General features: G+C 67.8%; 17 protein-coding genes. 12 read left to right on the plus strand and 5 right to left on the minus strand.

Translation table 11 applies throughout. The annotated features are described in order from the left end of the window. Positions 1–49 precede the first annotated feature (49 nt). Together ACIP5Y_RS20415 and ACIP5Y_RS20420 are read left to right on the plus strand one after the other, a co-directional pair. Positions 50–1165, plus strand: a complete 1116-nt coding sequence (locus ACIP5Y_RS20415; protein ID WP_400351818.1) for a HoxN/HupN/NixA family nickel/cobalt transporter — start codon at positions 50–52, stop codon at positions 1163–1165. A gap of 125 nt (positions 1166–1290) precedes the next feature. Further along, positions 1291–2154, plus strand: a complete 864-nt coding sequence (locus ACIP5Y_RS20420) for an SDR family NAD(P)-dependent oxidoreductase (protein ID WP_400351819.1) — start codon at positions 1291–1293, stop codon at positions 2152–2154. Positions 2155–2157: 3 nt separating this feature from the next. On the opposite strand, the gene ACIP5Y_RS20425 is transcribed toward ACIP5Y_RS20420, so the two are convergent. Then, positions 2158–2598: a PaaI family thioesterase gene (locus ACIP5Y_RS20425; protein ID WP_400351820.1), complete on the minus strand. Its 441-nt coding sequence runs from the start codon at positions 2596–2598 to the stop codon at positions 2158–2160. A 54-nt stretch (positions 2599–2652) separates the two neighbouring features. Between ACIP5Y_RS20425 and ACIP5Y_RS20430 the strand changes: the two genes are divergently transcribed. Beyond that, positions 2653–3081, plus strand: a complete 429-nt coding sequence (locus ACIP5Y_RS20430) for a DUF6636 domain-containing protein (protein WP_400351821.1) — start codon at positions 2653–2655, stop codon at positions 3079–3081. 82 nt (positions 3082–3163) lie between these two features. After that, positions 3164–4345, plus strand: coding sequence for a hypothetical protein (locus ACIP5Y_RS20435; protein ID WP_400351822.1), 1182 nt, complete (start codon positions 3164–3166; stop codon positions 4343–4345). 9 nt (positions 4346–4354) lie between these two features. On the opposite strand, the gene ACIP5Y_RS20440 is transcribed toward ACIP5Y_RS20435, so the two are convergent. Further along, positions 4355–7540 carry a cytochrome P450 gene (locus ACIP5Y_RS20440; protein ID WP_400351823.1) on the minus strand — a complete coding sequence of 1062 codons (3186 nt, stop codon included), beginning with the start codon at positions 7538–7540 and terminating at the stop codon, positions 4355–4357. A 117-nt stretch (positions 7541–7657) separates the two neighbouring features. On the opposite strand from ACIP5Y_RS20440, the gene ACIP5Y_RS20445 reads away from it, so the two are divergent. Next, positions 7658–8551 (plus strand): LysR family transcriptional regulator, encoded by an 894-nt coding sequence (locus ACIP5Y_RS20445; protein ID WP_400351824.1) that lies wholly within the window; start codon positions 7658–7660, stop codon positions 8549–8551. 4 nt (positions 8552–8555) lie between these two features. On the opposite strand, the gene ACIP5Y_RS20450 is transcribed toward ACIP5Y_RS20445, so the two are convergent. Then, positions 8556–9296, minus strand: coding sequence for a glutamine amidotransferase (locus ACIP5Y_RS20450; RefSeq protein ID WP_400351825.1), 741 nt, complete (start codon positions 9294–9296; stop codon positions 8556–8558). A gap of 214 nt (positions 9297–9510) precedes the next feature. Beyond that, positions 9511–11025: a PucR family transcriptional regulator gene (locus ACIP5Y_RS20455; RefSeq protein ID WP_400351826.1), complete on the minus strand. Its 1515-nt coding sequence runs from the start codon at positions 11023–11025 to the stop codon at positions 9511–9513. A 187-nt stretch (positions 11026–11212) separates the two neighbouring features. Here ACIP5Y_RS20455 and ACIP5Y_RS20460 point away from each other — a divergent pair, with 187 nt between their 5' ends. The 3 genes from ACIP5Y_RS20460 to ACIP5Y_RS20470 all read left to right on the plus strand — a co-directional run bounded on the left by ACIP5Y_RS20460 (position 11213) and on the right by ACIP5Y_RS20470 (position 16106). Next, positions 11213–12001 carry an FAD binding domain-containing protein gene (locus tag ACIP5Y_RS20460; protein ID WP_400351827.1) on the plus strand — a complete coding sequence of 263 codons (789 nt, stop codon included), beginning with the start codon at positions 11213–11215 and terminating at the stop codon, positions 11999–12001. Then, entirely contained in the window at positions 11998–14811 is a 2814-nt protein-coding gene (locus tag ACIP5Y_RS20465; RefSeq protein WP_400351828.1) for a molybdopterin-dependent oxidoreductase, read from the plus strand. The genes ACIP5Y_RS20460 and ACIP5Y_RS20465 overlap by 4 nt, the downstream gene beginning before the upstream one ends. Positions 14812–15011: 200 nt before the next feature. Continuing rightward, positions 15012–16106, plus strand: a complete 1095-nt coding sequence (locus ACIP5Y_RS20470; RefSeq protein WP_400351829.1) for a DUF475 domain-containing protein — start codon at positions 15012–15014, stop codon at positions 16104–16106. Positions 16107–16175: 69 nt separating this feature from the next. Here the strand turns inward: ACIP5Y_RS20470 and ACIP5Y_RS20475 are convergent, their stop codons facing one another. Next, entirely contained in the window at positions 16176–17786 is a 1611-nt protein-coding gene (locus ACIP5Y_RS20475) for an MFS transporter (protein ID WP_400351830.1), read from the minus strand. Between the two features lie 131 nt (positions 17787–17917). Between ACIP5Y_RS20475 and ACIP5Y_RS20480 the strand changes: the two genes are divergently transcribed. The 4 genes from ACIP5Y_RS20480 to ACIP5Y_RS20495 all read left to right on the plus strand — a co-directional run bounded on the left by ACIP5Y_RS20480 (position 17918) and on the right by ACIP5Y_RS20495 (position 22486). Beyond that, complete coding sequence (locus ACIP5Y_RS20480; RefSeq protein ID WP_400351831.1) at positions 17918–19363, plus strand: MFS transporter; 1446 nt, start codon at positions 17918–17920, stop codon at positions 19361–19363. 9 nt (positions 19364–19372) lie between these two features. Then, positions 19373–20152: an SDR family oxidoreductase gene (locus tag ACIP5Y_RS20485; protein WP_400351832.1), complete on the plus strand. Its 780-nt coding sequence runs from the start codon at positions 19373–19375 to the stop codon at positions 20150–20152. Next, complete coding sequence (gene sigJ, locus ACIP5Y_RS20490; RefSeq protein ID WP_400351833.1) at positions 20152–21054, plus strand: RNA polymerase sigma factor SigJ; 903 nt, start codon at positions 20152–20154, stop codon at positions 21052–21054. Before ACIP5Y_RS20485 ends, sigJ begins: the two co-directional genes overlap by 1 nt. Before the next feature lie 148 nt (positions 21055–21202). Further along, positions 21203–22486 (plus strand): MFS transporter, encoded by a 1284-nt coding sequence (locus ACIP5Y_RS20495; protein ID WP_400351834.1) that lies wholly within the window; start codon positions 21203–21205, stop codon positions 22484–22486. Positions 22487–22516 lie beyond the last annotated feature (30 nt).

Consider the following 22516-nt stretch of genomic DNA (forward strand, 5'->3'; position numbering starts at 1 on the left):
GGTCGCCTGATCCCATCGACAGCACAGGCTCCTCGGATGAAGGACAACCATGATCTCGCGGTTGGCCGCGCTCAAAAGCAGTTTGGACCCGCGCGAACGGCTCCGGCTGATCGTGATGACCGCGGTGATCCTCGCCATGAACGTGCTCGGATGGGGGATCTTCGTCCTGGCGATCATGCCCCACCACTTCCGGTACGACGGCCTCGGAGTCGGCCTCGGCGTGGCCTTCACCGCGTGGACGCTCGGCGCACGGCACGCCTTCGACGCCGACCACATCTCGGCCATCGACAATGTCACCCGCAAACTCATGTCGGAGGGCAGGCGACCGCTGGCCACCGGATTCTTCTTCGCGCTGGGGCATTCGTCGATCCTGGTCGTGGTAGGCGCGGGCATCGTCGTGGCGACCAAGGCCGTCTACGGCGCGATGGTCGACCCGAATTCGAGCTACGAGACGATCGGCGGCACCATCGGAACCAGTTGTGCCGCACTGTTCCTGTACCTGATAGCGGTGCTGAACCTGATCGTCCTCGCCGGCATCGTCAAGGTCTTCCGGTCGATGCGCCGCGGCGAATACGACGAGGCCGAACTCGAACGCCAACTGCAATCCCGTGGCCTGATGTACCGCTTCTTCGGCCGCTTGATGAAATCGATCACGAAGACCTGGCAGATGTTCGGTGTCGGCATGCTGTTCGGCATCGGCTTCGACACCGCCACCGAGGTGCTGCTGCTCGCCGCTACGGCCACCGCGGCAACCCAAGGCCTGCCCTGGTACGCGGTGCTGGCCCTGCCCCTGCTGTTCGCCGGTGGCATGACCCTCTTCGACACCATCGACGGCATGTTCATGAACGTCGCCTACGGCTGGGCCTTCGCCGAACCGGTCCGCAAGGTCTACTACAACCTCATCGTCACCGGCCTGTCCATCTTCGTGGCCTTCATCATCGGCACCATCGAACTCTGCCAGGTCCTCTCCCAGCAACTCCACCTCGACGGCGGATTCTGGGACTTCATGAACAACTTCGACACCAACAAGGCCGGCTTCATCATCGCCGGCACCTTCATCGTCGTCTGGATTCTCGCCGTAGCCGTCTGGCGCTTCGGCCGCGTCGAACAGCGTTGGACCACGCCCAGCGCCGAGGCCATCGCCGAATCCCCCGCCGACGCCTGAAATCAGCGACCGGCCCGCGGATTCTTACGGGATCTTGTCAAGGCTCTACCGCCGCTTTGCCGGGCGCCATCCAGGATGGTCGGTGTGCCCGGGGATCCCGGGTGGCACGGCGAAAGGAGCTGGGGATGAACAACATTCGGCGCGATGGTCTGCCGGTCGACGTGACGCGGTATTGGGCCGGGCGGCATGTGGTGATCACCGGTGGGAGCAGCGGGATCGGGCTCGAAGTGACGCGGCTGGCACTGGCGGCGGGAGCCCGTGTGAGTGTGGTCGCGCTGGCCGATCCCGCGCTCGCAGGACTCTCGTCGCACGCGGAGGCGGAGACCGGAAGACTGGCGGTTTTCGCTGCCGACGTGACGCGGCAGCACGAGACGCAGGCAGCACTGGAACTCGCGCGTGCGCATCACGGCCGCATCGCAGCATTGATCGTGTGCGCGGGGATCGCCAAACCGGATTACTTCCAGCGGCTCGAAACCCGTGATTTCGAAAAGCACATGGCGGTCAATTACTTCGGTGCGTTGCACGTGATTCGAGACGCCCTGCCCGATTTGCAGAGCGCCGAGCGCGCGAGCATCACCGTCATCTCCTCGATGGCGGGCGTGCTGCCCTGTTTCGGCTATGGCGCTTACAGTCCGAGCAAGTTCGCAGTCCGTGCACTGTGCGAGGTGCTGCGGCAGGAACTGAAGCCCGGCGGAGTGAGTGTCACGGTGGTACTCCCACCGGATGTGGACACCCCGCAACTGGCCGCCGAAGCCGCCACCAAACCCGCCGAGCTGGTCGCGCTCAGCGGCACCGCGCCGATCACGGCCGAGGCCGTCGCGCGAGCACTGTTGATCGGCGCCGCCCGCGGTCGTGTCACGGTCGTGCCGTCGATGGCTGGTCGTGTGGTCCAGTGGCTCGTCGGCGCCGCACCACGAGCAACCGCCTACCTGATGGACGCCATCATCGCCCGCACACAACGTGGATCGGCATCGGCCGCAAGGGCGTAAGCGCTACGTGGCCGTCGGTTCGCCGACGGCCATCATGGTGGCCTGCATGAGGGCTATCGGGCGGGTGGGGTCGGAGTCCGCGGTGACCTCGGCGGTGCAGATGGTGAGGGTGCGGCCGGAACGGACGACGGTGGCGGTGGCGAGAAAGCGGTCGCCGACCGCGGGACTCATGAGGTTGGCCTTGAATTCGACCGTGAGGATGTCGCGGCCCGGAGGTTGCAGGGACATGGCCGCGTAGCCGCAGGCGGAGTCGGCGAGGGTGGTGATCGCGCCCGCGTGCACGAAACCGTTCTGCTGGCACAGGTCTGCGCGGAAGGGCAGTTCCAGGGTGACGCGGCCGGGAGCGAGGCTCGCGACGCGGATGCCCAGGGTGGTGAGCAGGGTCTGCCGGGCGATGCTCTCGCGCAGCCGCGCTTCCTGGTCGGCGTTCAAGGAGTCGTTCACGCTGTCATTGTGCTTTGAAAGGGTTTCGAAAGGTTCTGCTGCCAGCCTGTAGCCATGTTCGAATCCAGGGTGGCGGCCCTGACGTGTCTGTCGGCCACGGCGCTCGCACTGAGCGCCGCGACAGCGCACGCCGACCCGCAAACCATCGAGTTCCAGTCGCCGACCGGCAATATCGCCTGCCTCATGACCGGCTCGTCGGCCCTGTGCCAGATCGCCGACTTCAGCTACACGCCCCCGGTGAAACCGGCCGACTGCCATGGCAATTGGGGCGACGAGTTCTCGGTGGACGCCGGCGCGACGACCCAGCTGCACTGCCACACCGACCGCCCGGTCGAGGCGAACGCCCCGGTCCTCGCCTACGGTCACCAGCAAACCATCGGAAACATGTTGTGCCGCATGACCGTCGACTACGTCGAATGCCGCGACAACCAGCCCGGCGGCCACGGCTTCCGCCTCAGCCGGGACTCCTACACCCTCAGCTGACCGCATCCACCCCTCCTTGTCGGTGGGTTGCGCCAGAATTCTCTGCAGGCAATCGATGCGGAGGAATCCGGGAGGGGCGGGCATGGAACGCGGACTGTTCGCGGAGGTGGTGCTGGGACGGCTCGACGCACTCGGCATCGCCGATGTGGAATACGACCCGGCCAAGTTCTCGGTACGTCAGGGCGATGGCCGGAACATCTACCTGGGCAACCTCTTCCACGAATGCGAGGGTGCGCCCGAGTCCGACCGGGAACGGATGATCGACCGTTTCCTCGAGGCCATGACCGGCTCGGAGATCACTCCGGACGATTGGGCGGCGGCCCGTCCGCTGCTGCGCCCGGTGCTACGACCGGCGACCTACGGCATCGACGACGGCGCCGCCCTGAGCCTGCTGTCCCGGCCCGCACTGCCCTTCGTCAGCGAGTTCGTGGTACTCGACCTCCCGCGCACCCGCGCCTACGTCTCACTCGACCGCGTACGCGAGTGGAACATCGACCCGGCGGAGGTATTCGCCGTGGCCCGCGCGAACCTGGCCACGGTCGCCCGCCCGGGCGTACCGGACCCCTCGAAGTTCGTCCGCTTCATCGATACCGGCGACTCGTATTTCGGGTCCTGGCTGCTGGTGCCGGGCTGGCTGGCGAGCTACGCCGGTGACGGGCACCGCCCGGTGGCTTTCATCCCCGATGACGACACCCTGTTGATCGTCCCCGATGACCCGGACCTGCTCGCGAAGGTCTACGAATCCGTCGAGGAGCAATACCGCGAGTCCGCCCGCCACATCTCTCCGCAGGGCTACACCGTCGACGAACACGGCACGGTTGTCCCCCTCGACGAACTGCCTGCCCACCCGGCCCGGACCCGCGCTCTGCGCGCCCGAGCCGGCCTCGCCGCCACCGAGTACGTGGCCCAAACCCGTTTCCTCACCGCGAAACTCGACAGCGACCTGGACCTGCTGCCGTTCAGCGATATCGAACCCGCCTACGTCGCCCCGGTGGACTTCCGGAACACCGCCAGCGGCCCGGCCACGACGACAGTGTGCGGTGCGGGCGTCGAATACCTGCTCCCGGAAACCGATTACGTCTACTTCGTTCGCCGTGACGACGAGGGCGAGATCGACCTCATCTGCACCGTCCCCTTCGACGCCGTGGTCGAGATCCTGGGACTGGTCCCCGTCCCGGGACTACACCCGCCGCGCTTCGAACTACGCCGGTGGCCCGATGACGCAGCCCTCGCCCGCTTGCGCGAGCGCGCCGTGACGCTGTAGCGCTCCGGCTCACCGTCCGGCGTAGACGTCCTCGACGTAGCGCCCGCTGTCGCACAGCCGTTGCCGCCAGGCGGCGGCCTCCTGCGCGCTCGCACCGGTGAAACGAGTACAGAGCTGTTCCACGGCGGCCCGGACAGCCGGGGCCATACCTCGGCCGTCGCCGGAGACATAGACCGCGGCGCCGTCCTGGAGCAGCTTCCAGATCTCCTCGGCGTCCTCGGTTATGCGGTCCTGCACGTACTCGCGGTCGGCGCGCGAGAAGGCCGGGCGCAGGCTGATCACGCCGGCGGCATCGGCCGCGGTGAGCTCTTCGCGGTGCATGAAGTCGACATCCGGTGCGGCGCAACCGAAGTAGAACACCGCCGGAGCCAGGGCATTCGCCGCTGCGGCGTACAAGGACCTGTCGGCGATGGCGCCACGGAAGGGTGCGAGACCGGTACCTGCCGCGATCATGATCACCGGGGCGTGGGTGTCCGGTGCGATGCGGAAGGATTCGCGGCAGGGCTGGACGGCCGCGAGGACACTGTCTCCCGGGCGCAGGCGATCCAGGTAGCGGGAGGCCACGCCGTCCGAGATCACCGAGACCATGAGTTCGAGGTGCCGGGCGTCCACGCCGGGTGTCGAGGACACCGAGTAATGGCGAATTCGCATGGACGGCAACAGACCCAGCAGGACCGGCCACGACAATTGACCATGGAACGCCGGGTACTGCTCGGCGACCTCGACGAGGGTGGGCAGGGCGCCGCCCTGCCCGGACAGCGCGAGCAGCCGTGCCTGCTCGGGCGGGCAGGGGTTGTGCCTGGCGAGGGTGCGCAGCTGGGCGGGCGACAGCCGGTCGCCGAGTTCCACGTAGCGGGAAAGCAATTCGGACACGGTGAGGGGGCGATCGATCGGCAGTGCACGGCCGGCCGCCCCCTCCGCCTGGATGCCGAGCAGGCTGTCCGGCTGAACCCCGAATGCCGCGATGGCCCGCGCCACCATTTCGGGACCATTGACCGGCAGCACGGCGACGTGATCGCCGGTGCGGTACTCGACACCATCGGGCAGCCGCAGCTTCAGGCCGCGCTTGATCCGGCGCAACGGATGCTGCCGGTCCGACAGGTCGAAGGCCTCGGTGACCGTCATGGCCTGCACGTCATGGTGCGCGGCGAGGGTATCGGTTGCGCTCCCGCGCAATTCGATCACGCGATAGCCGTGCCCGGTGGCGCGCCGATCGGTGCCCGCGGTGGCGGTCGGGTCTCCGTACTCCGCGAGCAGCCGTTCGGTCAGCGCGGCCTGGAAGACCTCCAGATCGCCGGCGGGATCGGCCGAGACATCGACCTGTCCGCGCGCCAGCAGCCGCGTGCCGCCGAGTTCGCCGAGCCGGGTGTCCAGCAGCGTGGGCACCCGCTGATAGGTGTCGGCCCAATTGCGGTCGCCCACACCGAGTACCGCGAAGCGTACCTCCGGTGCGATCGCAGGATCGGTGGACAGCCACGAAACGAATTCGGCCGCATCATCGGTGGGCTGGCCGTTGTAGGAGGCGGCGACAATGACCACCGGACCGTCAGCGGGCAGCCGCGCGGCGACGCTGTCCAACGGCGCGACCGTGGTCGCGCAGCCCAGCCGCTCCCCCAGCCCGGCCAGATCGCGCGCGAATTCGCGGCAGGTGCCCAGATTGGAGCCGTGCAGCACGGTCAGTGCCACTCCCGCGCGCACCCGCGTCGGCCGCACCGAATCCGGCTGCCGTACCGCGGCTTCCGGCGGTACGACGGGCAGCCGCCGCTCGTCGGCGGTCCGCCGCCGCAGCTTCAGCGTGAACCCTTCCGGCTTCACCGTCAGCGTCTGCCGCACGCTCAACCGGTAGTCGGTGTGATCGAGGAGCCGGTAGCGATGCACCAGCATACCCAGCACCAGCACCGCCTCGTGCAGGGCGAATTGCCGTCCGATGCAGGCGCGTTCACCGGTGCCGAAGGGCTTGAACGCATTGCCGGGCCGCCCCGCGACCGCCTCGGGCGTGAACCGCTCCGGATCGAAGCTCTCGACATTGTCGCCCCACACCGGATCCCGATGCAGCAGCGGCGTCATGACCTGGATCCCGTCACCCGCACGCAGCGGATACCGGCCCGCCAGCAGTGTGTCCTCGCGGGCCACGCGCCGGAATCCGGGCGCGGTGGGCCACAACCGCAGCGACTCTTCCAGCACCTGATGGATGTAGTGCAGTTTCCCCACGTCGGTGTAGGACGGTTCCGGATCGGGATCCGCGCCCCACAGCGCGTCGACCTCGGCCTGCGCCCGCTGCAGCACGGCCGGATTCTTGGCGAGATAGTAGAGCGCGAACGACAGCGCACCGGAGGTGGTTTCGTGCCCGGCCACCAGGAATGTGATCACCTGGTAGCGAATATTGGTGTCGGACAGCGCTTCTCCGCTGGCCGGATCGGTCGCGTTGAGCATGAGCCCGAGCAGGTCGTCGGTCGAGGTGTCGCCGGCCGCCCGCCGCTCCCGGATGATGTCGTCCACGATGTCGGCCTGCTGACCGGAACTCGCCTGGTAGGTCTCGAAGGCCTCGGTGTCCCCCATTGCCTCGGGTTGCTGCACCAGTCGCTGGGTGTAGGCCAGATTCCGGTCCATGGCCTGCACGAACGGGTGTGGTTCGGTGCGCGTGAAGGATTCGAAGTCGAACCCGAACCCGGCCAGCCCGATGGTGTCCAGGGTGGTCCGGGTCATATCACCGGTCACCGTCACCGCGCGACTGTCCTCGGCCGCGGTATCCCAGGTGCGTACCAGTCGTTTCGCCACGGTGAGCATGGCCGGGTGATAGGTGCGCATGGAGCCCAGGGAGAAGGCGGGCAGCAGAATATTGTGCGCCTTGGCCCAATTCGGTTCGTCGCTGTAGGCGGTGAACAGTCCATCGCCGGTGCCCTGCCGCAGCAATACCAGTGCGGGCCCGGGCTGCTTGAAGAACCGCGTCTCGTCACTGAGATCGTCGATCAGATCGAGCGAACCCGCGAAGACGGTCCAGCCCCCGAGCGGATTCCGCCGCGCGAACAACGGCCCGTGCCGCCGCCCCAACTCCAGTACCTGTTCGGTCGGATTGGAGGGCAGCGAAGCATCGGGTTCGACGACGGGAACGTAAGGCCGTGGATCCTCCACCAGGCTCGGCAGTGCCTCGTCGGTGGGCGCGGCCGTACCGGGTTCGCTCGTCATACGGGTCATGCCTCCATGGAACGTGCACCCCGGAAGAGCCCGCAAAGTCCGGTTTCCTATCACCCCGATAGTCCCGGACTATGCCTTGACCTGGAAATGCCCGCAGCGCTGGAAGAATCGGTGCTCATGGAGCGACGTCATCTCGAGATTTTCCTGGCCGTGGTCGATCACGGCGGGTTCACCAAGGCCGCCGAGGCGCTGTACATGGCGCAGCCGTCGCTCTCCCAGACCGTGCGCACGCTGGAACGCGAGCTCGGCTGCTCGCTGTTCACGCGCGGCCCGCGTGGCACCGCACCGACGGCCGCGGGCCGCGCCCTGGTCGAGCCCGCCCGCAGCATCCTGCGCGGCTTCACGGTGGCCGGTGAGAGCGTTCGTGCGGTGCTGGGCCTCGAGGGCGGCCGCTTGGATATCGCCGCCCCGGCCGGTCTGACCTTCGAGGTGCTGGCGAGCCAGGTGGGCAGGCTGCGCTCGGAGCATCCGCTCATCGAATGCGTCATCACCGAGGTGCAGGACGACACCCAGGTGGTGCAACTGCTCACCGAATCGGCCGCCGAACTCGCCTTCCTCTATCTCACCGACTACAGCGTCGTCGGCCAGACCCCGGGCATCGAAGTGCGGCCGCTGGGCCTGCAGCAGATGTGGCTGGTCGCGCCTCCGGGCTCGGATCTGCCGGAAACGGTCCCGTACGGCCTGCTCCAGGACCTGCCGCTGGTGATGCCGATGGACCTCGGCCCGGGCGCGGCGCTGATGATGGCGCAGGCCCGCAGCAATGGCCTCGCGCCCCGGCCGATGGTGACGGTCGAGAGCCCCGGCGCGCTCGCTCCGATGGTGCTGGCCGGGGCGGGCTGCACCCTGCTGGCCCGCCACTCGGCGCAGTCGGCGGCCGCGCTCGGCGCGGAGATCCGGCAGTTCGAGCCCGGCCTCGAGCTGAAATACGGTGTGGCACTGCGCACCACACCGCTCTCACCGGCCGCGGCCATGTTCCTCGACTACGTCACCGGGTTCTCGGCGCGGGATTGATCGATCAGGCGCCGTCGCGATAGCGAATCACGAAGCGGCGCAGTATCTCCTGCGGCACGGTGATGTGCTCGCGGTGGCCGAGCTCGGTCAGATAATCGGCTTCCGCGGGATCGAAATAGCCGTCGTTCCGATAGATTTCGATCCGCAACGCGAGTCCGTGGCCGTCGAGTTCCGGATGGAATTGGGTCGCGTACACATGCTCACCGACCCGGATGGCCTGCACCGGACAACCCGCCGACCGGGCGAGCAGCACCGCGCCCGGCGGCACATCCTGACAGGCTTCCTTGTGGCCGCCGAACGCACGGAAGCTGCGCGGCAGCCCGTGCAGCAGCGGATCCGCGTCGGCGGCCGCGGCCAATTCGATGGTCTGCGCGCCCGGGGTCTCGCTGTAGCGCTCACCGCTGACCCGTCCGCCGAGCACGTCGGCGAGCATGCTCAACCCGTAGCAGGCGCCCAGATACGGGAAGTCCCGGCGCACGACATCGATGAGCAGCTTCTTGAGCTTGGGCTCGAACACCCGCTGATACGGGTACTTCTTCTCTTCCGGACTGCTCACATTGCTCGGCCCGCCGCCCACGATCACCGCCGCGTAATCGTCGAGCTCGACATCGGGGAAGCCGTGGTTCATCTCCACCCGCGTCACCTCGTCCGCCCGTAGCCCGCTCGCGGCGAGGATGGCGTGGTACTCCTGCTCGGAGGCGGCCGGCTCGGGTCGCAGCTGCAGCAGTAGACATGGCTTGACCATGGCTCACATTCTCAGTGGTGAGCGGCCTGCCGGGTGGGAAATCGTCGACCTCGAGTGGACTCGAGGTTGCAGGCCGGCAGGCATGACTCGAGCCGAATTCCGGAATGCCGTATACGACAACGACACTGCGCCCTGGGTGATCGGCGAACCGCAGCCGGCGATCATCGAACTGGAGAAGTCCGGCGCGTTCCGAGGACGTCGTAGCCGAGGCCGGTCAGCAGGATGGTGTGCTCCGTCGGCTCTGATCCTCGTCGAGGGCCTGCAGGGCGGCGTACAGGTCGATGCGGTCGTCGAGGCGGGACAGGTCGCGTCCGGTGAGCTTCTCGACGCGCTCGATCCGATAGTGCACGGTATTGACGTGCAGGAAGAGCGCCTCGGCGGTGCGGGTCCAGGACCCGTTGTGGTCGAGGAACGCCTCGAGCGTCGCCCGCAGTTCGGCGCGGGACGGATCCGGATCGAGCAGCTCGCCGAGCACCTGCCGGCTGAAGGTGGTCCGCACCGGATGCGGCACACCCGCGAGCAGGCCGCCCAGCGTGGTGAGGTCCGCGACGGTGGTGACCGCGCGACCCAGGTGTGCTCCCGCCCGGCACGCGTGCGCACTGCGCACCAGGCTGTCCCGCAACCCGGTCAGCGCATCGGCCGGATCACCCAGCCCGAGATGCAACTCCGTCTCAGGATCACACGACTGGACGAGTTCTTGTAGCGAAACCAGATGCGCGGCAATGTCTTTGATCTCCGGCACCACCGCGACCGCTTGCCGCCCGTGCACGCCGACCGCGATCGGTTCGGTGCCGAGATGCGCCAGCACCTCCCGCAGCGCGGCCGCGGCCGCCCCGGCCCGGTGCGGTGTGGTGACCGCCGTGACGACGCGCTGCGGCACCCAGCCGAAATCCGGGAGAACCACGGTGGCCGAAGAGTTTTCGACCTCGCCGCGATCGAGCTGCGTCACCAGCTCCCGCATGGCCTGATCGCGCCGATCCTGTTCCTCCACCGCGACATCGCGATAATGCCGCAGCATCCCGGCGACCTCCTGCAGCAGCCGCGGCGGCGCCTGCGGTCCGGGCAGGTGCAGATACCAGGTGTCATAGGGCGAATCCGCCGATCCCACCGGTTGATTCGCCGCTTCCCGCCGCAACCCGCGCACTATCGTGGCGGGCGGCTGCGCCGGTGTGCCCGAGGACCGCGCGATGGTGCGCCCGCTGGCGGTGACCAATGCGCACGGTAGCCCGCCCAGATGAGCCGCGATCCGGTCGAGCACCTCGCCGGGCGGAGCCTGCTCGCGGATCAGCCGATCCAGCGCGCGCCGCACATGCTCGGGCAGCGACGAATGCGGTGAGGCGGTCAGCGCACCCCAGCGGCGCAGATAGATCTCGTCGGTGATGGTGCGGAAGGTGGTCTCCGCGGACACCGCCGCGAGCACGATCCCGTTCTCCCGGCAGGCGTCCACGATCTCCTCGGGCAGCCCGTTGTGCCGCACCACGCCGGCCAGCAATGCCACCGCGCCCGCCCGGCGTAATGCCGTCACGAACCGGTCGGCCCGCTGCTTCCCGCCGCGGGCGGTCCACCACACCAGCCCGCTGAGCACCACTTCACCCGATTGCACGTATTCGCTCGGGTCGAGCAGGTCGGTGGCGGTGACCCCGCTGATCTCCTGCCGCAGCAGGTCGGGTTCGCCCCACACCAGCTGCAATCCGAGCGTCTCCAGCCGAAGCAGCTCATCGACCCGCATGATCTGCTCCTTTCGCACGCCCGACTACCGACACCGCATGGTAGATGCTTTGCCCGATATGAGCGAAGCGCTGGTGGATCATCCGAAATTCCGCGCCGCCGGACCGGATCTTCGTGTGCCGACGCCGATGGCAGCCGTGTGACGACGGACTTGAATCGAAACGATCAGCGATTCGAGGAGTGCTGCGGTGGATCTGAACACGGTGCTGGAGGTGTGCGATGCCCGGGATTTCACGGGTTGGCGGACGGGTGATGCCTATGTCGGCGGCGGCACCTATCTGTTCTCCGAACCGCAGCCGCACCTGAACCGGCTCATAGATCTGAGTCGGCTCGGCTGGACACCCATCCGATGGCTGCCCAACGGCAATCTGGAGATCGCCGGCACCTGCACGGTGGCCGAACTGTTCGAGTTCACCGATCACCCGCTGTTCGAGCAGTGCTGCCATGCCTTCCTGGCCTCCTGGAAGATCTGGCATATGGCCACGGTCGGCGGCAATCTCTGCAACGGTCTGCCCGCGGGGCCCTTGATCTCGCTGACCGCCGCCTTGGACGGCGAGATCCTGCTGCGCTCGCCGGTCGGCGTGCTGCGGTGGGTGTCGGTGCACGAATTCATCACCGGCGCAGGCAAAAAGGTGCTGCGGCCGGGCGAGGTGTTGCGCTCGGTCACGATTCCCGCGGAGGCGCTGAACCGGCGCACCGCCTTCCGGCAAGCGTCGCTGTATGGTCTCGGCCGCTCCGGTGCGCTGATCATCGGCACCCGCGACCGCGCGGGCGAGCTGGAGATCACCGTCACCGCGGCCACCACCCGCCCGATCCGCGTGCGATTCCGCAACTGGCCGAACGCAGCCGAGCTCCGGACGGCGATCGACAGCGCGGTCCGCCCCGGCGAGTGGTTCGACGATATTCACGGACTCCCGGAATGGCGCAGGCATATGGCCCTGCTGCTGGCCGAGGAGATCAGGAGAGAACTGGCATGAGCTTCGAAATCCGAGTCAACGAACAGCCTTTCGACGCGGAACCGCGGCCGGGCCAATGCCTGCGCACCTACCTGCGGGACCGCGGCTGCTTCGGCGTGAAGAAGGGCTGCGACGCCGGCGACTGCGGCGCCTGCACCGTGCAGGTCGACGGTAAACCCGTGCACAGCTGCCTGTTTCCGGCCTTCCGCGCCGAGGGGCGCAGCGTCACCACGGTCGAAGGTCTGGCCAAGGACGGCAAACTGCATCCGATGCAGCAGCGGTTCCTCGACGCGCAGGGCTTCCAATGCGGTTTCTGCACAGCGGGTTTCCTCATGACCACCTCGGCGCTGACCGCTGAGCAGCAGCAGGACCTGCCGCGCTCATTGAAGGGAAACCTGTGCCGCTGCACGGGTTATCGCGCCATCGAAGACGCGATCCGCGGTGTCCGGCACACCGAGGATCCGGAGGCGGGCGCGGCGATCGGGCGCAACCTCGGCGCCCCCGCCGGCCCGCTGGTCGTCACCGGCAAGGCCCGCTACACCTTCGATATCGACATCCCGGACCTGCTGCATCTGAAGCTGCTGCGTTCCCCGCATGCCCACGCCCGGATCATCGGCATCGACACCACGCCGGCGCTGGAAGTGCCGGGCGTGCACGCGGTCTTCACCCACCATGACGCCCCGGAGAAGCTCTTCTCCACCGCCCGCCACGAACGGCCGGAAGAGGACCCGTTCGACACCCGTGTCCTCGACGACGTCGTCCGCTACATCGGGCAGCGTGTCGCCGCGGTCGTCGCCGACACCGAGGGCGCCGCCGAGGAGGGCTGCCGCCGGATCGTGGTCGAATACGAAGTGCTGCCGCACGTCCTGGACCCCGAAGCGGCCATGCGCCCCGGCGCGCCGATCGTCCACGACAAGGACGCCGCCGTGGCGCGCATCGCCCGTCCCGAGAACAACGTGGCCGGCGAGGTGCACGGCGAGGTCGGCGATGTGGAAGCCGGTTTCGCCGCCGCGGCGGTGGTGTACGAGGAGACCTTCCGCACCCAGCGGGTGCAGCACGCCAGTCTCGAAACCCACGGCGCGGTGGCCTATTACGACGAGGACGACCGGCTGGTGGTGCGCACCAGTTCGCAGACCCCGTTCCTCACCCGGCGCGCACTGTGCGATCTCTACGATCTGCCGCACGATCGCGTGCGGGTGCTGGCGGGCCGGGTCGGCGGTGGTTTCGGCGGCAAGCAGGAGATGATCTGCGAGGACATCGTGGTGCTCGCGGCCATGCACCTGAAGCGGCCGGTCAAACTGGAATACACCCGCGCGGAACAGTTCTACGGCGCCACGACCCGGCACCCGTTCACCGTCCGCGTGAAGGCCGGCGCGAAACGAGACGGCAGCCTCACCGCTCTGGAGGCGCGCATCGTCTCCGACACCGGGGCGTACGGAAACCACGGTCCCGGCGTCATGTTCCACTCCGCCGGTGAATCCTTCGGCATGTACCGCTGCCCGAACAAGAAGGTGGACGGGTACGCCGTCTACACCAATACCGTTCCCTCCGGGGCGTTCCGCGGCTACGGGCTCGGTCAGGTCGTGTTCGCGATGGAATCGGTGATGGATGAACTGGCCCGCCGCGTCGGCATGGATCCCCTGGAATTCCGCGCGCGCAATATGATCGGCCACGGCGAGCACATGGTCTGCCCCGGCGGCCACGATGACGACCTGTTCATCGCGAGCTACGGGCTCGGCCAATGCCTGGATGTCATCCGCGCCGCGCTGGCCGACCCGTTCCCCGCCGCGCCCGAAGGCTGGCTCACCGGAAACGGTTTCGCGCTGTCCATGATCGCCACCACCCCGCCCAACGGTCATTTCGCCGATGCCCGGCTCACCCTGCTCGCCGACGGCACCTACGACCTCGCGGTCGGCACCGCCGAATTCGGCAATGGGACCACCACCGTGCACCGGCAGATCGTGGCGCAGGAGTTGTTCACCACCGTCGACCAGGTCAAGGTCCGCCAATCCGATACCGATGTGGTGGGTCACGACACCGGCGCGTTCGGATCGGCGGGAATCGTGGTGGCCGGCAAGGCGACCCTGCTCGCGAGCCGCGCGCTCGCGGCGCGGTTGCTGACACTGGGTGCGAAGCAGCTCGGGGTGGCGCCGGAGGTCTGTCAGCTGACCGAGCATGCCGTGGTGGCGGGCACGCGGCGCGTCTGGCTGCCGGTGTTGCACGCCATCGCCTCGATCGAGGGCGAAACCCTCTCCGCGGACGGGCATTTCGGCGGTACGCCCCGATCGGTCGCGTTCAACGGCCAGCTGTTCCAGGTGGCCGTCGATCCGGACTCGGGTGAGCTGCGCATCCTGCGCAGCGTGCATTCCGCCGACGCGGGCAAGGTCATGAATCCCATGCAGTGCCGCGGCCAAGTGGAGGGCGGTGTCGCGCAAGCCCTGGGCGCGACGCTCTTCGAGAACGTGCGCATCGACGAGACCGGAGCGGTGAGCACCGCCGCCTTCCGCCGCTACCGCCTGCCCGCCTTCGCGGATGTCCCCCGCACCGAGGTGACCTTCACCGACACCAGCGACGAACTCGGCCCGCTGGGCGCGAAATCCATGAGTGAGAGCCCCTTCAATCCCGTGGGCCCGGCCCTCGCCAATGCCCTCCGCGATGCGACCGGAATCCGTTTCACAGAGCTTCCCGTCACTCGCGACCGCATCTGGCTCGCCCTGCACCAGAAGCAAACTCGCCGCACCACTCCCGCGCTCGCCGCGGCGCATCCCACCCTCACCCGCTCGGACCTGGCCAGACTCGTGGACGGCCTCGCCGACGACCTGCGCGACTAGCCTCGACGCGCTCGCTCGCCGGCGACCGCGCGGTCCGTCCCGGGCGCCGAAGCGCTGCCCGAACGTTGCCCCGACACACCAGAACGATTGTCGGGGCGCGCGACGGGCTGTCACAATCAGCGCAGGGCTCCGGCGTCGACCACTTGTGGTGCAGGTCCCTGTGCGGTCACCGAGGCTGGTGGTGGACGAAAGGCATCGTCGTGGTCATGCGAGTTTTCGGGCTGTCGTTTGTGGTCAGTGCGGTGGCGCTGCTGATAGCGCTGATCTATGGAGGACCCCACGCGATGGCGCTGGCCGCGATCCTGGGTGTACTGGAAGTGTCGCTGTCCTTCGACAATGCCGTCGTGAATGCGACTGTGCTGCAACGGATGAGCCCGCTCTGGCAGCGCATGTTCATCACGGTCGGCGTGCTGATCGCCGTCTTCGGTATGCGATTGCTGTTCCCGCTGGCGGTCGTCTCGATCGGCGCCCACCTCGATCCGCTCAAGGCGCTCGATCTCGCCTTGAATCCACCGGCCAACGGCGCCGCGTACTTCCCCGACGGCCGGGCCAGCTACGTGACCCTGCTCAATGACGCCAATCCCAAGATCGCCGCCTTCGGCGGCATGTTCCTGCTACTGCTCTTCCTCAACTTCGTGTGCGCCGAACGCGAGATCACCTGGCTCTCCTGGCTGGAACGCCCACTGGCCCGCCTCGGCCGCTTCGATATGTTCGCCGTGGTGGTGGCACTGTTCGTGCTCATCCTCACCGCCGGCGTGATCGCCCCCGACGACAAGGCCGACGTGGTCATGGTCGCCGGCGCCCTCGGCATGATCACCTACTTCGTCGTGGACGGCCTGGGCAACTACTTCGACACCGACGAATCCCCCGGCCCCGCCCGCGCCACCTTGGCCACCGGCCGCGCCGCCTTCTTCCTGTTCCTCTACCTGGAAGTCCTCGACGCGTCCTTCTCCTTCGACGGAGTCATCGGCTCCTTCGCCATCACCGCCGATCCGATCATCATCGCCCTGGGCCTCGGCCTCATCGGCGCCATGTTCGTGCGGTCGATCACGGTCTACCTGGTCCGCAAAGGCACTCTCGCCCAATACATCTACCTCGAGCACGGCGCCCACTGGGCCATCGGCACCCTGGCCCTGTTGCTCCTCTATTCCACCGGCCACCACCTCGACCAGCTCTTCACCGGCCTCATCGGCGTAATCATCATCGGCGCGGCCTTCCTCACCAGTGTCCTGCGCAACCGCCGGGAGCGATCGGTACCAAGCGACGACCTGGTAGACCAACTCCATTCGACGTGACTGGTGTAATGTCTCCTCCAATGGCTCGGCCATTTCCCGGGGATCCCTGAAAGTATCCGTAACCGGCGGTTACAGATAACTACGTTTCTCCCCCGCCCGGTAGTTCACCAGCGCGGTCATCGCGGGCTCGGCGTCTCCGTCGTGCAGGGACCGAATCCTTTGTAGGGCAGCGGCATCCGTGCCGGTGAGGCGTTGGCTCAACCGCTGGTGTTCCACCCAGGACGGGGAAAGGAAGGCTTCTACATGGCGGATGGGGTCGGTGGGATCGGCGTACCAGGCCCAGTGCATGGCGCCGTCTCGGCGGCGGGCTCGGCGTAGGTCGGGGATCGCGGCATTCAGGGCATGCCGGCGGTCTTGGGGGATGCGGTATTCGACGGTCAGGAGAATGGGGCCGTCGTCGGGGGCGAGGGTGATCGGGGTGTAGGCCTCGGCGATATGGGCGCTTCGGACGTCCACCGATTCGGATGCGGTCAGGCGGTAACGGCGGCTGAGAACTGTTTGGGCGGCCAGCGCCAGAGCGGCCAGCGTCAGGGCCGTGGGAAGCCCTGCGGCGGTGGCTGTTACACCCCAGCCCGCTGCGCTCAGGGCGTAGCCGGCTTGGAAGACCAGCTGGAAGACCGCCAGGCCGCGGCCGCGAATCCAGCTGGGGAGCACCGATTGTGCGGCGATATTGAGGGTGGACATCACACCCATGCCCGCTACCCCGGCGACGAAAAGTACCGGGAGCGCGACGGGGAAGGTGGTGAGCTGCGCGATCGTCAGCATGCAGGCCGCGTAGAGCAGGCTGAAGAGCACGGCGATGGCATCGGGATCGAAGCGGCCGCGTACCCGCGGGAGCACGAGGGCGCCGCAGACTCCCCCGACCCCGAGCGCGGCCAGTAGCAGGCCGTACATGGATGCGCTCTGGTGCAAGCGAACTCGGGTGACCACGGCCAGCAGCGCAGGCATCGCGCCGTAGCAGAGGACGAAGGCGGCCGTGCGGATCAACACCGCCCGCAGCTCGGGGGCGTTCGCCACGTAGCGCAGGCCGGTGCGGATCGCGGTGGTGAGATGTTCCGGGGGCAGCGTGCTCGGTGCGACCGGACGGCGCCAGAGATACACCACCGCAAGCACTCCCAGGAACGAGAGCGCGTTCAGCAGGAACACTCCACCGGAACCGACCGCCGCCACCAACAGACCGCCGATGGCGGGTCCGATGGCCTGCGAGGCGGTTACGCCCATCGAGTTGAGTCCGATTGCCGCGGGCAGTTGCCCGGACGGCACGAGCTCGGGGGTCACCGCCGTGAACGCCGGCATACCCAGCGTGGCGCCGATACCCAGGAGCAGCGTGGCCGTGAGCAACAGGGCCGGGTTCACCGTGTGCGCGAGGGTGAGCACCCCGAGCAGCGCCGCCACCAGCAATTGCCAGGCCTGGGTGAACAGGATCAGCCGCCGCCGATCGAGGATGTCGGCCAGTGCCCCGCCCGGCAGGGCCAGCGCGAAACTCGGGATCGCACTCGCCGTGGACAGCAAGGCCACCAGGGCTGCGCTGCTGGTCAGCGAGGTCATCAGCCAGGATGCACTGACCAGATGCATCCAGGAACCGATATTGGAGGCGATGGACGCGATCCACAATGCCCGGAAGGTGCCGGTGCGCAAGGGCGCCCACGGGGAGGTCTGCTCGCCCTCGGTCGTGCTCATTCCGGAAAGAGTACGGCCGGTGCGAGTTTCATGAGCGCTTGTTCGCGCCCGGCCGAAGCGGAATCGGCCGCTGTCACGATTTCGGGGCCTGCGCCGTCTGTTCGCCGAATCCGGAACGAACGAGGACGGCCATGGCATACGACACGCGAACCACCCCCGCTCACGATGCACCCCAGCAGGCCCCGCCCGATCCGCGCCGCTGGTCCGCCCTGGCCGTGGTGCTGGTCGCGGGATTCATGGATCTGCTCGACTCGACCATCGTCAATGTGGCGGTACCCAGCATCCAGCGCGACCTGAAAGCCGGTTACGCACAGGTCGAATGGATGATCTCGGGCTACGTGCTGGCCTTCGCCGCGGTACTCATCACCGCGGGCAGGCTGGGCGACATCCACGGCCGGCGGAGGATGGTGCTGATCGGCCTGGCGGGCTTCACCCTCGCCTCCGCGCTGTCCGGGCTGAGCACGAATCCGGACATGCTCATCGGCGCCCGATTCCTGCAGGGCGGCATGGCCGGAATCATGGTGCCGCAACTGCTGGCCATCGTGCGGACCGCCTTCCCACCGGGTGAGCGGGCCCGCGCGGTCGGGCTGTACGGCGCGGTCGGCGGCTCGGCCACGGTCTGCGGGCAGCTGCTCGGCGGTCTGCTGACGCAATGGAATCTGTTCGGACTGGAGTGGCGGACCATCTTCCTGGTCAACCTGCCCGTCGGGCTCGCGGCGACCATTGCCGCCTGGTTCGTGCTGCGCGAATCCCGTTCGCCCGCCCCCACGCGCCTCGACCCGTGGGGTGTGGTGCTGTCGATCACGGCGGTATTCCTGCTGATCTATCCGCTCACCGAGGGGCGCCGACTCGGCTGGCCCGCATGGATATTCGCCATGCTGGCCGGTTCGGTGCTGGTGTTCGCGGTCTTTCTCGCCCATCAGCGGCGGTTGCCGGCACGCGGCGGTGTGCCGCTGGTGGAACTGAGCCTGTTCCGGTCCCGAGCCTTCGCCGTCGGGCTTTTCGCGTGGCTGCTGTTCTGGCTGGCGCTGGGCGGTTTCTTCCTGGCGTGGACGCTGTACATGCAGGCCGGGCTGGGCTGGTCGCCGATGCACGCCGGGTTCACCTCCGCCGTCGTGGCGGTCGGCGCGGGTCTCGGCGCGGCCACCTCCGCGGAGCGGCTGGTCCCCCGCTTCGGTCGCCGCGTCTTGGTGGCCGGTGCGCTGATCAATGCCGCCGGGTTCGGTGTATACGCCTGGATCGCTTGGTATTACGGGACGGCCGTCAGTTCCTGGCAGATGGCCGCGCCGCTGGCGCTATCGGGTCTGGGCCTGGGTCTGGTGGTCGCACCGGTCATCGATCTGCTGCTCGGTCAGGTCCCGGCCGGCGTGGCCGGATCGGCCTCCGGACTGCTCAATACGGCGCAGCAGCTCGGTATGGCGATCGGCGTGGCGGTTTCGGGCGTGGTGTTCTTCACCCTGCTCGATCACCGGCACTCCTCGTCGAGCAGTTTCGCCCTGGTCCTCGGATACACCGCAGCGCTGCTGCTGGTAGTAGGCGTGAGTTTCCTTGCACTGCCGAAGAATACGAACGAATAGGAGCTTGTCATGCGAGTAGCAGTGATCGGTGGAACCGGCGGTCTGGGCGCGACGGTCGCGGCCCGGCTGGTGGATCGCGGACATCCCGTGCGGATCGTGAGCCGTACCCGGCCCGAGCGGGTCGAGCCGGGTATCGAGCATCGCGGTGCGGATCTGGCCACGGGTGCGGGCCTGGCCGAGGCCCTCGACGGCATGGACGTCGTGGTGGATGCGGTGAACTCGCAGAAGCAGACCCGCGCGGTCCTCGTCGACGGGGTGAACAGGCTTCTGACCGCCGAGCAGGAGGCCGGAATCGGGCACCATGTGGCGATCTCTCTCGTGGGATGCGACCTTGTTCCCATGGCCTACAACACCGCCAAGGTCGAGCAGGAGCGCCTCGTGACCGCCGGTCCCGTGCCGTGGACCTTGCTGCGCGCGACCCAGTTCCACGGGTACCTGGCCACGATGTTGTCGGCCGCCGCCAGGGCGCGCATCACCCCGCGATCGGGCGCCCTGTTCCAGCCCGTCGACATCGCCGCGGTCGCCGACGAACTTGTGCACGCCGTGGAGTCCGGCCCGGCGGGCAGGCTGGCCGATATCGGCGGGCCGGAGGCCCGCACCCTGACCGAGCTGGCGAACCAGTGGCGGCAAGCGCATCACGGCACGCTCGTCCCGCTGCGGATCCCCTTACCGGGCAAGGCCGGTCGCGCTTTGCGGGCCGGGGCGGGTTGCCTGGACGACACCGGCCGCCCGGTGGGCGGCGGCTTCGCCGAATGGCTTGCGGCGGAATCGGATCGGGTGGCGCGCTGATGGATGCGGCAGAGCTGGCCGAGCTGTTCGAACGCGAACGCCCCTACCTGCGACGACTGGCCTACAGCACACTCGGCAGTCTCACCGAGGCCGACGATGTGGTGCAGGACGCCTGGATCAAGTTGCAGCGCAGCGATGTCGGCGCGATCGAGAACCTGCAGGCGTGGCTGGCGCGCGTGACCGGGCGGCTGGCGCTGGATCAGCTGACCTCGGCTCGCGCCCGCCGCGAACGCTACACCGGCAACTGGCTGCCCGAACCCGCGGTGGGCCAGGACGATCCGGCCGACCGCGTCACCCAGGACGAGCGGGTGACCACCGCCCTGCTGGTGGTGCTGGAAGCGCTGACCCCGGCCGAGCGCACCGCCTTCGTCCTGCACGAGGTCTTCGGTATGCCCGCGGCGGAGGTCGGCGAGGTGGTGGGCCGTTCACCGGTGGCCGTGCGGCAGTTGATCTCTCGTGCGCGCCGTCACGTCCGGGAACGCACACCCCGGTTCCCGCCCACCCCCGATGAGCACGCCCGGGTCGTGCTGGCCTTCAGCGCCGCCTGGCGGGCGGGTGAGTTGGGTGCGCTGCTGAGTGTGCTGGATCCGGACGTCACCTTCACCGGTGACGGCGGTGGCAAGGCGGTGGCGGTGCTGCACCCGGTGCTGGGTGCGCGGGCCGTGGCCGAGATGCTCACCGGCTGGGCGATTTCAGCGCACGCCCGGCCCGCGGGTACGCGGGGTTCCGGCGCGATCGTGGCGGTCAATGGCCGGCCGGGGTTGGTGATCGCCGATGGTCCGGAGATGGCGGTGTTCTCCTTCACCATCGACGACGGCCGCATAGTCGCCATTCACGCCGTGCGAAATCCGGACAAACTTCGCAATGTGCCGCCACCTGGTGAGGAGGATTGGTTCGGCTGATCGGCGGTCGCGCAGAAATTACGGCAAACTGCACCAGGGGTCCACGCTGAAGGTCCACTATGAATGCGTTTGCTGCGCCGGTGTGAGTTCGGACCGGTTGGAACTTTCGGTGGCGCAGCGTGGTCGACGCCGAGAGGGGCACGAACTCATGTCGACGATCCAGCGCACGAAACTGACCAAAGACCAGCGCAACTCGTTCATCGCCGCACAACTCGGCTGGACGATGGACGCCTTCGACTACTTCCTGGTCATCCTCGTCTACGCCGATATCGCCAAAACCTTCCACATCGGCAAGGGCGAAGTCGCATTCATCACCACCGCGACCTTGATCATGCGACCCGTCGGGGCATTGCTCTTCGGTCTGTGGGCCGACCGAATAGGCCGGCGAATACCGCTGATGGTGGACGTCGGCATGTATTCGATCGTCGGTTTCCTGTGCGCCTTCGCGCCGAACTTCACCGTCCTGGTCATCCTGCGCATGATCTACGGCATCGGCATGGGCGGTGAATGGGGTCTCGGCGCGGCCCTGGCCATGGAGAAGATCCCCGCCGAACGGCGCGGCTTCTTCTCCGGCCTATTGCAGGAAGGCTATTCCTTCGGCTACCTGCTCGCCACGCTGGCCTCGCTGCTGGTCTCGAACTGGCTGGGCCTGTCGTGGCGCTGGCTGTTCGGACTGTCGATCATCCCCGCGCTCATCATCCTGATCCTGCGCGCCCGCGTCCGCGAATCCGAAGTGTGGGAGCAGTCCAAGGAGAAGCTGCGCGTCACCCAGACCCGCGTCCGCGACATCCTCACCAGCCCGGCCGTCATCCGCCGGTTCATCTACCTGGTGCTGCTCATGACCGCCTTCAACTGGATGAGCCACGGCACCCAGGACGTGTACCCGACCTTCCTGTCGGCCACTTCCCATGGCGGCGCGGGACTCTCGACGGTGGCGGCCAAGTGGATCGCGGTCATCTACAACATCGGCGCCATCCTCGGCGGCCTGATCTTCGGCAGCCTCTCGCAACGCTACGGCCGCCGCTACACCATCATCTTCTGCGCGGTCCTCGGCTTGCCCATCGTGCCGCTGTTCGCTTATTCGAAGACCGCGGCCATGCTGTGCCTCGGCTCGTTCCTGATCCAGGTCGCGGTGCAGGGCGCCTGGGGCGTCATCCCGGCCCACCTGTCGGAGATGTCCCCGGACGCCATCCGCGGCTTCTATCCGGGCGTGACCTACCAGCTCGGCAATCTGCTTGCCTCGCTGAACCTTCCGATCCAGGAGCGGCTCGCCGAATCGCGCGGCTACCCCTTCGCCTTGGCGGTGACCGCCGTCCCGGTCTTCGTAGCGGTCATCTTCCTGACCGCTATCGGCAAGGAAGCCAAGGGGATTCGATTCGGATCCGCGGATACCTCGGCGGCCCCCGGTCCGCAAGCGGCCGGGGGTACCTAACCGGATCGACTTCAATGAGCGGGAATCTCC

Origin of the sequence: Nocardia sp. NPDC088792 (genome assembly GCF_044750615.1) — a bacterium.
GTDB lineage: Bacteria > Actinomycetota > Actinomycetes > Mycobacteriales > Mycobacteriaceae > Nocardia.